Here is a 14,412-nt window from a genome sequence, read left to right as displayed (position 1 = left end):
CCTCAGCTTCCGCGATAGGTGGAATATCCGAACGGCGCCGCCAGCAGCGGCACATGCGCATGGGCCTCCGCCGCCAGCCCGAACACGATCGGCACCACATCCAGAAACGGCGGATCAGACAGAACCTGCCCCCCTTTGCGGAAGTAATCGCCAATCCGGAATTCCAGACAATACGTCCCTTTCGAAACTGCAACATCCCGCAGTTCCGGGCAACGCCCGTCCGCATTGGTCTGGCCTTCAAACAGAACCCGATCCCCCTGCAACAGACGCAGGCTCACACCCGCGGCAGGCTTGCCAGACACCGTATCGAGAACATGCGTGGACAGAGAACTCATGCCGTCACCAGATCTTTCAGACGAAGCCCCGCAATCGCATCAATCTGCGTCAGCGCCTCGGTCAGTTCCTGTTCGGGAGTGCCAGCCAGACGGCGCTCCATTTCATCCATAATCACGGTTTTCGCAGCTTTTCCGGGTGCAGCGACCTTGCGCACGCAGATCACGAACGGCATGGAAAACCGCGCGCGATATGCGTCATTCAGCCTCCGGAACCGCTCATATTCCGCAGGCGTCAGACGATCCAGTCCGGCCGAAGCCTGTTCCGAGGCGGAATGTTCCGTCAGATCCGGATCAATCCCGGCTCGATGCCCCAGTTCCGGATGCGCTCGCACCAATGCAAGCTGTGCCTCCGCCCCCGCAGAGCGCACACCCTGTGCAAACACAGACAGCATCGCATCCACATCCGCAAAAGGCCGTGCCTTCAGCGCCCCTTCCGCCACCCAGGGCGAATGTTCGTAAAGCCCACCGAACCGGGCAACAAACGCCTCGGCCGACAGTGCATTGACGTCAGAAATCTTCATGCCGGATGCACAGACTGCCAGTGCCGCGCGATATCCAGCCGCGTCGTCACCCACACATCCTCATGCTTGCGGATATGCTCCAGAAATTTCATCAGCCCCAGCGCCCGCGCCGGCTTGCCCGCCAGACGGCAATGCAGCCCGATCGACATCATCCGGCCGCCTTCGCGATACAGCATGTCAAACGCATCACGCAGATAGGTGAAGAACTGCTCGCCTTCCGTAAACCCGTTCAGCGCGGCAAACTTCATGTCGTTCGCATCCAGCGTATAGGGCACGATCAGTTGCGCCCGGCCATGGGTGTGGTCATAATACGGCAGGTCATCCGCATAGGAATCGGCGTCATAAACAAACCCGCCTTCCTCCGCGACCAGACGCGCCGTGTTCGGGCTCGTACGCCCCTGATACCAGCCCAGCGGCCGCTCCCCCGTCACTTCGGTATGCAGCGCAATCGCCTCGCGGATATGCGCCCGCTCCACGTCCTCGGGGAAATCCTGATAATCAATCCAGCGCAGCCCGTGGGACGCAATCTCCCAGCCGCTCTCCTTCATGGCTGCCACCGCATCCGGATTACGGGCCAGCGCCTTCGCCACACCAAACACCGTCACCGGCATCCCGGCGTCATCGAACAGACGCCGCAGCCGCCAGAACCCGGCCCGGCTGCCATATTCGTACAGGCTCTCCATCTGCGCACAGCGCGCGCCAATGATGGATTTCGTGCCCACCATTTCGGACAGGAATGCTTCCGATCCCGCATCCCCATGCAGAACCGAATTTTCCGCCCCTTCCTCGTAATTGATGACGAACTGCACGGCGATGCGCGCGCCATTCGGCCATTTCGGATCCGGCGGCGTACGGCCATAGCCGATCATGTCCCGCGGGTAGCTGTCCTGCGTCATGGGCGTTTCCCTTCTCAAAGCACCGGCGGATCGAGACTGATGAGTTCTTCCGTGTCATAGGCCAGAAGGCTCGCCAGATGCCTGTCGCCGTCCTCGACAAACAGATCCCGCGCAATACCCCGCGCCAGCTTCTCCACGCCAAAGCGCATCCCGCTGATGGACGCCCCCGAAAGCCCCATGCTCGGCATGGCGCCGAACGTGAAATTGTAGATCGCCGCCAGCATCGGCGCCTTGGGATCGGACGCGTCTTTCGGCAGGAACTGGAACCGCGCCCCCAAATAAGGATGGCTCCCCAGAAGCGCACTGTCTTCCCCGGCAGGCGGCGTGAAATGATCACGCCACAGCATCACCGAAGAGGCAAAATCCCGCGTTTCCGGACGCTGTGAAAGATCAATCGTGAACCCCGTCCCGATAATCAGGAAATCGAAGCGCATCTCGCCCTGCGGCGTCGTCACCACGATCTCGTCGCCGTCCATCCGCGTTGCCGTCCAGGGCGTTCCAGGATGGAAAGCGAAGTTCTCATGACGGCGGCAGCGCCAGAACGTGTCCTGCGGCGGCGGCTGGTTCAGGCTGTAAATCTGCCGCATGAAACGCCAGCGCGTCAGGTCCGGCAGTTCCGAGAAATGCGCGAGAAAGCCCGCATTTTCCATCCAACGATACGGATTGATAGCGGGGATTTTCGCCCGACGCAGGCACAGATCCACGCGCCCCGCGCCCTTTTCCAGCGCCGTCGCCGCATTATCGAACGCGGAAGCCCCGGCCCCCAGAACACCGATCCGCTTGCCCTTCAGCGCGTCGAAATCAATGTCTTCATGCGTATGGGCATAAACGGATTTCGGCAGCGTCTTGGAAATAAAGGACGGCACATGCCATGTCCCGCCGCCGTCGATACCCGTCGCCAGCACCATCCGCCGCGCCAGACGCACCGTTTCCTGACCGGCCGCATTGCGGAATGTCAGCCGCAGCAGCCCCTCGTCCCAGCCGACATGCGCAAGCTCCTGATCGTTCACGACCGGGATGTCGAGCGTCTGCCGCACCCAGTCCAGATAAGCCTGCCAGTCATGGCGGGAAATCTTGTCCAGATCTTCCCAGGCCTTCGCCCCATACCGCGCCTCGAACCAGGATTGCGGCGTAAGGCTGGGAATGCCCAGATCCGGCCCCGTGACGTGCCGGGGCGTGCGCAGCGTGATCATGCGCGCAAACGTCACCCACGGGCCTTCGCCACCTTTCGCCGCTTTTTCAAAGACCTGCACATTGGTCACACCCTGCCGCCGCAGACCGAAGCACGACGTAATGCCCCCCTGCCCCGCACCGATGATCGCCACATCCAGAACCGACTCCCCGTCCCGGTCCTGCGTCAGGCTCCAGTTACCCGTCGCATAACGAATTTTCGCCAGATCCTCCCGCACGCGCCCCGAAAGTGCAGCCAAAGCTTCCATAGCCGGAGCATCGACGAGAGAAACAGTGGATGTCATGTGGTCAAACCTCAAAAAACCGGCACGGACAGGGCAGTCTCCAGTGGGTGCCGGAGTGTCTTTCCGCAACAAAAGCGACAGGCTACCTGTCGGCCGGGATAGTTTCACACCGCCTCAAGGTCGTATACTCCATAAAAACGCTCCTCCCGTTCGCAAAAAGAGAGCAGTTCTTCCATGCCTGTCTTCTCACGCTTCCTGCGCTACTTCCTCGCCGTCGCCCAGCACGGTTCCATCCGTCGCGCCTCCGAACATCTGCGCATCGCCGCCTCCGCCATCGACCGGCAGATCCTTCAGGGCGAGGAATCCCTCGGCACACCGCTGTTCGAGCGTCTGCCCACCGGCCTGCGCCTTACGGCAACCGGCGAACTGCTTTATGCGCACGGCAAACAGTGGTCGCGGGACCTGACCAATATGTGCGTCCAGATCGAAGACATGCGCGGCCTGCGTCGGGGACAGGTGGATATCGCGGTCCCTGACGCCCTGACCCGCGGCTTCCTACCCCGCCTGCTCCGCGCCATGCGCACGACCCATCCCGGCATTACCATCTGCACCCATGTCCTTGACAACAGCCGCATCCAGGACACCCTGATTGGCGGTTCGGTCGATCTCGCTCTGCTGCTGAACCCGACCCATGCCCGCGGTCTTCTGGTCCGCGCGCACAAGGACTTTCCGCTCGGTTTCGTCTGCCAACCGAAGCATCCCGTCGCCGAACGCAAAAACGCCCGTTTCAGTCTGGCGATGAATTATCCCATGATCATGCCCGAGCCCCCGCTCGCCCTGCACCGCCAGATCGAAATTCTTCAGATCGACAGCAATCTCGACATTCACGCCGCCGCATCCTCCGACAATATCCAGATGATCAAGTCTCTGGTCCGCGAAGGCGTCGGCCTCGGAATCCTCAGTGCGCTCGACGTCATGGAAGAAGTTACGCGCGGGGAGCTGGCTTTCATCCCGATTTCCAACCACGATCTCCCTCCACTGACACTTGCCCTGTGCGTGGACCATTCTCGCCAGCTTTCAGGCGCTGCACGGCTGGTGATTTCCGAACTAGAAAAAGAGTTCCTGTCCCCCCTGAACCAGTCCCAGCCCGCTCCCTGAGCCCTACGTCTATTGGGACACACAGACTGTAACATTTTTGCACCACCCTAAAAACGGCAATGGCTTGCCCTACATTTTATCTTTGGTGCGGATAGGACGTCCGTTTTACATCCAAATGTCGAATAAATACCGTTTTCAAAGTGAACCTTTTATTTCGACAGGAGCCCGGCAGCATGAAAGACAATCGTTGGTCACCGGACTATCGACGCCAGCTTCTTGCAGTAACCTGCCTTGCCGGCAGCGCCCTTGTTGCATTCGGCACGGACGCACGCGCCGCACAGACCACGAAGCACCCCATTTCGCGTCATCATGCTCCCGTCCGCAGCACGGCCCGCAACACCGCACCCCAAGCCCGGCCCGCAGCCGCACCGCGTCCGCATGCACTCAATGCCTCCGCTGCCGAAACAGTCTCCGTCACGTCCTCGCGCCGCGCCCTGAACGGTGGTGGCGGCATGATGCGCGTCGAAACCGCGCCACACGCCGTGCAGACCGTCACTAAGGAATTCATCAACATGCGCGCGCCGACCAGCACGGCGCTTGATCTGATCCAGAACCTGCCCAGCCTCAATGTTACGACACCGGATTCGTCAGGCATGGAGGGAGGACAGATCCAGTCCCGCGGCCTGACCGATCTGGATATGGGACTGATGGTGGACGGTGCCCCGGCGGCCGCTGCCAAATATCTGAGCGAAAACGTCGATTCCGAGAACCTCGAGAGCGTCAGCGTCACGCCAGGTTCCTCCGCAACGGACCTTCCCGTCATGTCGGCAGCCGGGGGCGTCATGGCCGAGGAAACCCGCACCCCGTCGCAGAAACGCGGCGGCCTGATCGACTTCTCCTATGGCACCAACAACCTGTCGCGCGAGTTCATCCGCCTCGAATCCGGCGAGATCGGACATAGCGGCGTCCGCGGCTATTTCTCGTTCTCCAACACGCATGCCCGGTCGTGGATGGGCGCTGGCATCAACCAGCGCAAACATATCGATTTCGGCCTGCAGAAAGACTGGAAGAACGGCTCCAACGCCAAGTTCTTCCTGTCCTGGAATTCGGCCGATTTCATCATCGACAACTACCCCACCTCTGACCAGTTCTTCCGCTACAAACACACCGGTCAGGGCTATGGCCGAACGGATGATCGTAAGAGCAACAACTATTGGGGCAACAACAACGATCACTGGAACCAGATCTTCATCTCGGCTCCGGTCCATATCGCGCTACCTTCGCGCCTGTCGCTCGATATCCATCCCTATTTCAGCTTCGGACAAGGCTGGGACGCGTCGCCTGATGGCACCACAACCGATTCAAGCGGCGCCACACGCGGTCTGACCAGCTACTTCCTGCAGAACGAATACCGCTCGGTCGGAACGGTTGCGAAACTCAACTGGGAGATCGACCGTCACAACACGTTCTCGGTCGGCTACTGGTATGAAAACACCCAGACGATCCAGTCCTACCCCACCAGCTACCAGATGGCGGACGGCAACGCACCAAGCCCCAACTGGGCCGCGTACCAAGTTTCAGCTGGCGACAAACAGACGGCCGGTTACGAAATCCACTCACTATTCGTGCATGACACCGCCAAATATTTCAACGACCACCTGACGGTGGACGCCGGCTTCAAATTCGTCATGACAAACATCTGGAACAAGGACTATTACGGCCGTCAGGAAGCCAACCGCACCGCACCGCTGCCGCAGCTTTCAATCGGCTATCGCATCAATAACAACAGCCAGATCTACCTGAACGTCGAAGGCGACTACCGTCAGCCCAGCGCTGTCGATCTCGGCTGGCTGTATACCAGTGTTGCGATCCCCAAAAACCAGTATTCCATCAAGGAAGAACTCGGCTACCGCTACCACGACGACCATATCATCGCGGACGTCGCCTTCTTCAACTACAACGTCACGAACCGCATCGTGGACCAGTATGTGGGCATGAACAGCTACAAGCCGTTCAATATTGGCAGCCAGCAAATGCGCGGATTTGACGTGATGGTCGCGGCACGCCCCATCCATGGCTTCAGCCCGTACGCTTCGGTCGAATACCTTCACGCCACCCAGGACAGCAACGTCTTCGATCCGTATCTGAACACGATGCTGCACTCCAAAGGCACGCAGGCCGTCATGGCCCCGCATGTCATTGCGAATTTCGGCCTGACGTACACCTATAAGGGCTTCTTCGCGAATGGTTCGGTCCACTATACCGGCCCGCAATCCGTCAGCATCGCCGGCGACCAGCGCATTCCGGGCTACGTCACCGACACGCTCTCGATGGGCTATCACTTCAAGCCGTTCATGTTCGCGCAGTCCCCAACATTCCGCCTGAACTTCACGAACCTCACAGGCTCCGTCGTTCGCACCGGCGCCATGGGCGCGGTTTACAGCGCCAAGGACCCGAGCACGGTCTACAGCGGCAACATGGCGTCCTATACCGGCTACGGAAACTCCTTCATGGTCGCCCCGCGCTTCACCATGACCGGAACGGTCTCCACCGCCTTCTGATCCTACGGGACAGGAAGACACCGGTTCCTGTCCCTGCATTCCAAACCGCCTCTCCTCCAGTGCGTTGCCGCAAGACGGCACGCATACGCCTTTAAGAAACGGAGAAGACCCCCATGCCCCCCGGCAATATTTCAAAAAAGCATTTCGCCAGCTCAACCCTGCTACTCTGCACAACGCTCATTGTGACACCGCTCGCGCACAGCGCCCCGGTTCCGACGGAAACCGCACCAGACCAGTCCGCCGTCACCATCATTCCGAGCTCCGATGCAGTGAAATGGCAACCCGCTCCTGTCATGTTCCCGCATGGAACAAAAATGGCCGTCCTGACCGGCGACACCAGCAAGCCAGGCCCATTCACCCTGCGCGTCATGATGCCCGCCGGATCATTCATCCCGCCCCACACCCATAATCTGGATGAAATGCTGACTGTCATCAGCGGCAATATCCAGCATTTCGTGGGACAGAACATCGACGCGACGCAGCAGCGCACGCTTGGACCGGGCGGCTTCGTCCATCTGCCGGTCAACGTGCCCCACGCCATTAAGGCAGGACGCCAAGGGGCCGTGCTTCAGGTTTCAGGAATGGGGCCGTTCAGCATGGCCTACGTCAATCCGCAAGACGATCCGCGCAACACGGGCCGCTGACCCCCCTATCGCGGCAACAACGGCGAGGACATTCCATAGGCCTCGCCAAACCGCGACGTATTGGTGCCTGTGACGGGATCATGATCCAGATCCCGTCCAAATTTCAGATGAGCCGTCATACCCTTCCAAAGGGTAACCCGGCTCTCAGTATGGCCGTCTTCAAAATAGCGCGTCACGATCGGGGAGGCGAAAAAAACCGGTGGCGCCCGGCGATGTCCCATAACGCGAATTTCTTCGCCCGTCCCCGAACCTCCCGCGCCCTGCGTCCCGAACGGGTTTCCGGGCAGGATCTTCACGGCATTGAACGGATTTGTCGGAGGAATCTGCGCCACACCAAGGACAGGCATCAGCGCAGTCAGAAACAGTCCCGGAAGAAACACCCATGCTTTCATGACCATTCCTCCCGAGCCTGTCTCATTGCCCTGACATCATTTTCCGATCGTCGAAAGCACGATGCCCGGCGTCAGGATCTGCGGCAGCACAACGCCATCCTGATGCGGCGCATAATAGATATAGAACGGCACACCATCGCGCCCATGCGCCTTGAGGAACGCACCGATCGCCGCATTGCGGTTCGTCCAATCCCCCTTGAGAAACACGATCTTTCGGTCCCGGAACGCCTGCTGAACGGACGGCACATCCAGCGCCACACGCTCATTAACCATGCAGGTAATGCACCATGACGCCGTCATGTCGATGAACACCGGCTTGCCCTGCTCCCGAAGCTCGGCCAGACGCGCCTCCGAGAACGGCTCGATCCCGGCCCCCGAAGCGCCCGTAACCACAGGAGCAGGCGCGGCCCGCAGCCCCTGCGCCAGCGCGGCCCCACAAACCACAACACACAGCACAGCCACGATCCGGCAGAACGCTACCGTCCCACGGCCGCCCTCCAGCATGGACCGACGCTGCCCAACACCGTAAATCCAGCCCGCAAACCCCAGAAATACAACGCCCCCGGCCGTCAGTGCCACAAACGTCACGCCCCGCTGGATTGCCGCAACCCAGAGCAGCCATACACAGGTCGCAAACAGCGGAAACGCCAGAACCTGCTTGAGAATACCCATCCAGGCCCCCGGCTTCGGCATCCGCGATGCCACACCCGGAACACCGGCCACGAGAATATACGGAAATGCCAGCCCAAGCCCCATCGACAGGAACACCAGAACCCCCATCACCGGCGGCCCACCCAGAGCCCCGGCAATGGCAACGCCCATGAACGGCGCCGTGCAGGGCGTCGCCACAATAACCGCCAGCAGGCCCGTCATCATGTCCCCGCTCCGACCGCCGCCCGTCTGCACCTGACCCAGACGCCCGGCGCTGACTTCAAACACACCAAGCAGGTTCAGCCCCATCAGGAACAGCAGCCAGCACACGCCGACCACAAATCCCGGCGACTGGAACTGAAAGCCCCAGCCTGCCGCAGACCCGGCCAGACGCAGCCCGATCATGACAATGCCTAGCGCCGCGAACGCTCCCGTCACGCCCAGCGTGTAAAACAGCGCGCTCTGAAGCTGTGCCCCCCGTCCGGCACCGCCCATCTTCGCCAGAGACAGCGCCTTCATCGCGAGAACCGGGAACACACACGGCATCAGGTTCAGGATCAGACCGCCCACAAAAGCAAACAACAGAACCCGCAGCCAGCCCGCGCCCGTCGGCACCTCCTGACCAGGGGCCTGCCCCGGGGCCGAAGCCGCTCCCCCGACCGGACGCGCCTCAATCTGCAACGGGCTTTCCTGCCCCGCCGCATCCTTGAGCACGACCACGCCCAGCAACGGCTTGTCCCGATGCGCTGATTTCAGAAACTTCAGTCCGAGCGTCAACTGGCCGTCAGAGACATGCAGCGGCTGTTCCGCCACCTGATCAATCACACCCCCATCCTGCGGCAGGAACCATGCCTGCGACACGGACGCCGCAGACAGCCCCTTGCCCGAAAGGGTCAACACGCCGCCGCCCGACACGCTGGCCGGAAACGGCGACGCCACCGGCATGGCAGCTTCCGCTTTGCGGAACAGGCTCGCCTGCGCCCCGCCTTCCGACACATCGGCCGTGGAAGCCGGAAGCGTCAGCGTGAAATCACCACTTTCAGGAATACAGACCTGCGCACAAGCAAGCCATTCCGCATGAGCGTGAAGTGTCGTCCCGCTGGAGCCCTTGAGAACCAGATCCTCCGGCAGCGTCACTTCGTTAATATAAGCGTAGGACATAAGGCCGCCCTCACTGATCCGCACCGGCACTGGCCAGTGGATCGCCCCCCCCTTGCCCGTCGCACCGCCCTCAGCCGTCACATCCAGCGTTGGCGTGTCCCCGGCATCGCCCGGATTGATCCAGTAGGTATGCCAGCCTGGCTTGAGCTGAAGCCGCAGCCCAACACGCAGATGCTGGTCCGGCCCGACCGCATCGCGATCCGTGACAAGCGTCGCGGTATCGTTCGCGGACGCAACAGGCGCACTTTCGGCCGCCCGTGCAGAGACGGAACCCAGACCCAGAACCCCTGCCAGGAGCAGGGCCGACATGCTGAACATTCGATGCAAGACAGGCTCATTCCACGTTTTCAGAAGACAGCCTTCATCATATCACTGACTGAAACGAAAAGCAGGACTCTTCCGGTCGTGAAACCGCAAGGCCCTGCAAACCCCATATTACGGGATCAGCTTCTCAGCCCGCAGGCGCGTAAACAGATCGGTGAAAGAGTCCGGCGTGTACTGATATCCCGTAAACCCCGCGAGGCGGCTTTTGCTGATATCCGTCACACATTCGACCGGCCGACCCAGATCAGCATCCGTATGCCAGGCCGAAGCCAGCCGTTCGATTCGGCTTTCCGCAAGCCCGTATTTCGTGGCAATCCGTTCCCAGAGTTCCGCATCCCCCGCCAGCGTCTCTTCAAGGGACGTCGCATGGCCGGGATACGGCGCAGCCTCGATTCCGAACCATTCCGCCAGACGCGGCCAGAGCCATTTCCAGCGAAACACATCCCCGTTCACGATATTGAACGCCTGATTCCGTCCCCCGGCCTCGGTCGAAGCCCAGAAAAGCTGCCGCGCCAGTTGCCGCGCATCGGTCAGATCCGTCAGGGCATTCCACTGCACGGGAGATCCCGGAAAGACGAAAGGCCGCCCGGTCTCGCGGCAGATCGTCGCATAGACCGCCAACGTGCTGCCCATGTTCATCGCATTACCAACCGCATAGCCGATCACCGTATGCGGACGATGCACACTCCACGAAAACCCGTGCTGGGCAGCGGCTTCATAAAGCGCGTCTTCCTGATCATAATAAAAATTCAACAGGTCCAGCCGGGGCGCGTCTTCGCGAAACGGCGTCACCGGCGGCTCGCCGGACGCATAGGACTCGAACGGACCAAGATAATGCTTCATGCCCGTCGTCAGCGCCGCATGAACCAAAAGCCCCGGCTCCGGCAGAGCAGCGAACACATTGCGGATCATCGCGGAATTCACGCGGCAGTTTTCTTCCTCCGTCTCCTGACGCAGCCAGGAGCAGAAAAACACATGGCTCGGCCGCAGATCCCGCAGCGCATGCGTCAGCGTCGGCAGATCCAGCAGATCGGCCTCAACCGGCAGCACGCCCGCCATATCATGACGCGGCCTCCGCGCAAGACCATGCACGGTCCAGCCTTCGGCCACGAGACGCGCCGCAATGTTCTGGCCAACAATACCGGTCGCCCCGACGACCAACGCAATCCGGGCCGAAGTTCCGGCAGAGGCAGGAACAGAAGATGTCATGGGATTTTTCCTTTGCAGAAAACAGGGTCTGTTCCACATCTGGAAGACCATCCGCATTTCCGCCAGACGGCACCTTTTCGTGCCCTGGTGACCAGAAGGTGCCCACTCCATGACCCCGCCACTGCCCGATCACTACCGTCAGGCACCCTTCGCCGAAGATTGTGCGCCGCGCCGAATTCTGAGGCTTTTCAGCGGCAAATGGACCACCATGATTCTGCACACACTACATCTTCTGGGCGGTACGGCACGCCCCGGAAAGCTCCAGCGCAGCATCCCCGATCTATCGAAAAAAATGATGACCCAGACTCTTCGTGATCTTGAAGCGCAGGGCCTCATCCGTCGCAACGTCCGGCAGATTATGCCCCCCCATGTCGATTACAGCCTAACGGAACTCGGACAGACCTTCGTGGAGCCCGTCGAACTTCTCTATCACTGGGCCATCCGTAACGCCGACGCCCTCGACCGGCTCGCACAGCACGAACCCTCCACATCCGAATAGGCTACCCGCATGATGAGGGTAGGACAGAGCCGCCGCCCTGTGCCATGTTTACAGCACCAGACCGCCCCAGGCGGACCACCCTGTGCGGACGACAGACCGCGCGACCGACCGCGTAATTTGCAAGGACTCATCAGACCGATGCCGTCGATACCCCGTCCCGATCAGTCTCCATCGTCCCACACACGAACTGGACGCGCCGTCCCCGGCATCTTCCTCTTCCTGCTCCTCGGCATCCTGACGCTGTTCCCGGCCCAGGCGGCCGACACCACCCCAACCGCCCCTCTAAACCAGCAGGAAGCACAGCAGCTCCTCAACGTCCTGAACAACCCGAAGGAACGAGACGCCTTCACCCACACCCTCTCCCTGATGGCCCGCGGCCTTCAGGTTGAAACCCCCGCGGCGACCCCCGATACTGCGGCCGCACCCGCCACAAAAACCACACCTGCCAAAGCGGCCCCCGCCAAGACCGTCGCCGAAGTCCCACCCGATATCCATACCGGCCTGAGCAGCATCCGCCTTCAGGCGCTGGGCTATCTGCATAACTTCCTCGGTCTGTTCAGCAATCTCGGCATCGTCGGCCACTGGGCGCGTACGACACTCGCCTCCCCCGACACCCGCACCACGATTCTCCATGCCTTCGCTGGAGGCCTCGTAATCATGGTCTGCGGTCTAGTGCTAGAACGCATTGTTGCGCTCAGCCTGCACAAACCTCTTCTCCAGCTCACACAGAACGCCGAAAACCGTGAGCAGCGCCACGCGCTCGAAACCGAGGAAAACACCCCGCAGGAGCCCATCGTTGACGGTTCCAGCCAGACCCGCGCCGCAGACCAGCGGCGACAGGTCGAGACCCTGCGCTTCCTCTCCCGCGTCCCTTACGCACTGGGGCATTTCGCACTGAAGGCCATTCCGGTTCTGGCCTTTCTGGCCATTGCCTATCTCGCAGTTCTGGTACTGCCCTGGAGCGAGAAAACGGATAACGTCATCACGACGCTCGCCAACTGCTACGCTGCCGCCCGCTGCCTGTATCTGTTTGTCGAAACAGGCTTCGCCCCCCGTTCCCCCACCATCCGCCTGCTGCCCGCAACAGATGCAACGGCCTTTCTACTGACCCGCTGGTGGAACGTGCTGGTCGCAGCACCCGCCATCGTCTTCTGCCTGTCCACGCTGGGCAGCCAGTTCAATCTCTCGCCACGCGGCACGGGCGCCATGATCCGCGGCGTAATCCTGATCGAACACATCCTGATCGCCATCTTCATCTGGCGCATCCGGCACCTCGTCAGCCGCGCACTTCAGCCCCGCGCCGTTCCCGACACCGCAATGTGGACCTTCATCGTCGCCGTCACACGGCTGTGGTGGGTCCCGGCCATGTTCCTGGATGCTTCCCTCTGGATCGTCTGGGCCGCGCATCTGCCCGGTGGCTATCGCTGGATCCTCGACACCACCGGCATCACCATCGGCATCCTCGTCGCCTCCCGTCTGGTGGCTGTACTGGCCTACGGGCTTCAGGACCGCCTTTTCCGCATCAACCCGGCCCTGACCGATCGCTTCCCCGATCTTCAGAAACGCGCCGACCGTTACTATCCCTTCGCCCGCAAGATCCTGACCGGCACCATCCTGTTCCTGACATTGGTCGCCATGACCGAGACGTGGGGCCTGCCCACTTTCGGCTTCTTCATATACAACGCCGTCGGCCGCCATCTGCTCGACGCCATCATAACGATGCTGGTCGCCCTCAGTGTGGCCGTTGCGATCTGGGAAATCTTCAACGCCTTCCTCAGCCAGCAGCTCACCCGCTTCGAGAAGTCGGACCAGATGTCGCGCGCAACCCGCCTGCGCACAGTCCTACCCATCATCCGCACCGTCCTTCTAGCCATCATCATCATCATCGTCGCGGTCACGACACTCTCGCAGATCGGCATCAACGTCACCCCGTTGCTCACCGGCGCAGGCATCATGGGTGCCGCCATCGCCTTCGGTTCGCAGAGCCTCGTCAAGGACTTCATCACGGGCTTCTTCATGCTCGTCGAAGATGCCATTCAGGTCGGTGACTGGGTGACGACCGGCGGCGTCTCGGGAACGGTGGAAAACCTCTCGATCCGCACAGTGAAAGTCCGCGACATCAACGGCGACCTTCACATCATCCCGTTCTCCTCCGTCTCCTCGATCGCCAACACGGCGCGCGGCTACAATCAGGTCATCGTCAAACAGCAGCTTGATCTTTCCGAGAATCTGCCCCGCGTGACGGCCATCATGGCGAAAACGCTAAAGGAAATGCGCGACGACCCGGTCTTTGGTCCCATGATCCTGTCGGATTACAACGACCTGGGCGTGGACAACAGCGACAGCGGGGGCGCCACGCTCCTTGGCAGCTTCCGCACGACTCCGATGATGAAATGGAAGGTCAAGCGCGAGTTCTACCGCCGCATCACCAACCTGCTCGCCGCGGAGAACGTCAAGTTCTACACCGGCACGTCCTACTTCACGACACCGCCGGGCAATGCCATGCGCATTACCGCAGACGTGGCCCTGCCCGCCCCAGCTAACGACGCCCCCACCCCACCGAAGCCACCAGCCCGGAAGCCTGCACCGGAAACCGCGCAGGATAACGGCAAGCCTGACGGCAGCACCCCGGGGTGATTTCAGACCGGCCCCGTTCAGGGGCCGGTTTCACTTTCCGGTACGCTTCCACATAATTGTTAATCAATT

At 61.1% G+C, this 14,412-nt stretch carries 12 protein-coding genes; 5 read left to right on the top strand and 7 right to left on the bottom strand.

Features of this window, described 5'->3' with window-relative positions; translation table 11 throughout:
- Nucleotides 1–2: 2 nt before the first annotated feature.
- The 4 genes from uraH to GSP01_RS02320 are packed head-to-tail and all read right to left on the bottom strand — an operon-like array spanning nt 3 to nt 3,227.
- Nucleotides 3–335, bottom strand: coding sequence for a hydroxyisourate hydrolase (gene uraH / locus GSP01_RS02335; RefSeq protein ID WP_086649290.1), 333 nt, complete (start codon nt 333–335; stop codon nt 3–5).
- Entirely contained in the window at nt 332–856 is a 525-nt protein-coding gene (gene uraD / locus GSP01_RS02330) for a 2-oxo-4-hydroxy-4-carboxy-5-ureidoimidazoline decarboxylase (RefSeq protein WP_141350293.1), read from the bottom strand. Before uraD ends, uraH begins: the two co-directional genes overlap by 4 nt.
- Complete coding sequence (puuE, locus tag GSP01_RS02325; RefSeq protein WP_141350290.1) at nt 853–1,752, bottom strand: allantoinase PuuE; 900 nt, start codon at nt 1,750–1,752, stop codon at nt 853–855. Before puuE ends, uraD begins: the two co-directional genes overlap by 4 nt.
- Before the next feature lie 14 nt (nt 1,753–1,766).
- Nucleotides 1,767–3,227, bottom strand: a complete 1,461-nt coding sequence (locus GSP01_RS02320) for a SidA/IucD/PvdA family monooxygenase (protein ID WP_141350288.1) — start codon at nt 3,225–3,227, stop codon at nt 1,767–1,769.
- Between the two features lie 174 nt (nt 3,228–3,401).
- Here GSP01_RS02320 and GSP01_RS02315 point away from each other — a divergent pair, with 174 nt between their 5' ends.
- From GSP01_RS02315 to GSP01_RS02305, 3 genes are all read left to right on the top strand, one after another.
- The gene (locus GSP01_RS02315; protein WP_141350286.1) at nt 3,402–4,325 is read left to right on the top strand and encodes a LysR family transcriptional regulator; all 924 of its coding nucleotides are present in this window, start codon (nt 3,402–3,404) and stop codon (nt 4,323–4,325) included.
- A 173-nt stretch (nt 4,326–4,498) separates the two neighbouring features.
- Entirely contained in the window at nt 4,499–6,826 is a 2,328-nt protein-coding gene (locus tag GSP01_RS02310) for a TonB-dependent receptor (RefSeq protein ID WP_141350284.1), read from the top strand.
- 113 nt (nt 6,827–6,939) lie between these two features.
- Complete coding sequence (locus GSP01_RS02305; RefSeq protein WP_141350282.1) at nt 6,940–7,470, top strand: cupin domain-containing protein; 531 nt, start codon at nt 6,940–6,942, stop codon at nt 7,468–7,470.
- A gap of 5 nt (nt 7,471–7,475) precedes the next feature.
- Here GSP01_RS02305 and GSP01_RS02300 read toward each other — a convergent pair whose 3' ends face one another.
- The 3 genes from GSP01_RS02300 to GSP01_RS02290 form a co-directional block, all read right to left on the bottom strand.
- Nucleotides 7,476–7,862 (bottom strand): hypothetical protein, encoded by a 387-nt coding sequence (locus GSP01_RS02300; RefSeq protein ID WP_141350280.1) that lies wholly within the window; start codon nt 7,860–7,862, stop codon nt 7,476–7,478.
- Nucleotides 7,863–7,898: 36 nt separating this feature from the next.
- Entirely contained in the window at nt 7,899–9,983 is a 2,085-nt protein-coding gene (locus tag GSP01_RS02295; RefSeq protein ID WP_141350277.1) for a protein-disulfide reductase DsbD family protein, read from the bottom strand.
- Between the two features lie 126 nt (nt 9,984–10,109).
- Complete coding sequence (locus GSP01_RS02290; protein ID WP_141350275.1) at nt 10,110–11,207, bottom strand: SDR family oxidoreductase; 1,098 nt, start codon at nt 11,205–11,207, stop codon at nt 10,110–10,112.
- A 109-nt stretch (nt 11,208–11,316) separates the two neighbouring features.
- Between GSP01_RS02290 and GSP01_RS02285 the strand changes: the two genes are divergently transcribed.
- Together GSP01_RS02285 and GSP01_RS02280 are read left to right on the top strand one after the other, a co-directional pair.
- A complete protein-coding gene (locus tag GSP01_RS02285; RefSeq protein WP_141350273.1) occupies nt 11,317–11,706 on the top strand; it encodes a winged helix-turn-helix transcriptional regulator in 390 nt (129 codons plus the stop codon).
- A gap of 138 nt (nt 11,707–11,844) precedes the next feature.
- Nucleotides 11,845–14,343 carry a mechanosensitive ion channel family protein gene (locus GSP01_RS02280; protein ID WP_141350271.1) on the top strand — a complete coding sequence of 833 codons (2,499 nt, stop codon included), beginning with the start codon at nt 11,845–11,847 and terminating at the stop codon, nt 14,341–14,343.
- Nucleotides 14,344–14,412: the final 69 nt, after the last annotated feature.

The organism is Gluconobacter sphaericus NBRC 12467 (genome assembly GCF_006539125.1).
GTDB lineage: Bacteria > Pseudomonadota > Alphaproteobacteria > Acetobacterales > Acetobacteraceae > Gluconobacter > Gluconobacter sphaericus.
Note: the sequence above shows the minus strand (reverse complement) of the source record. Positions and strands in the feature narration are given on the sequence as shown.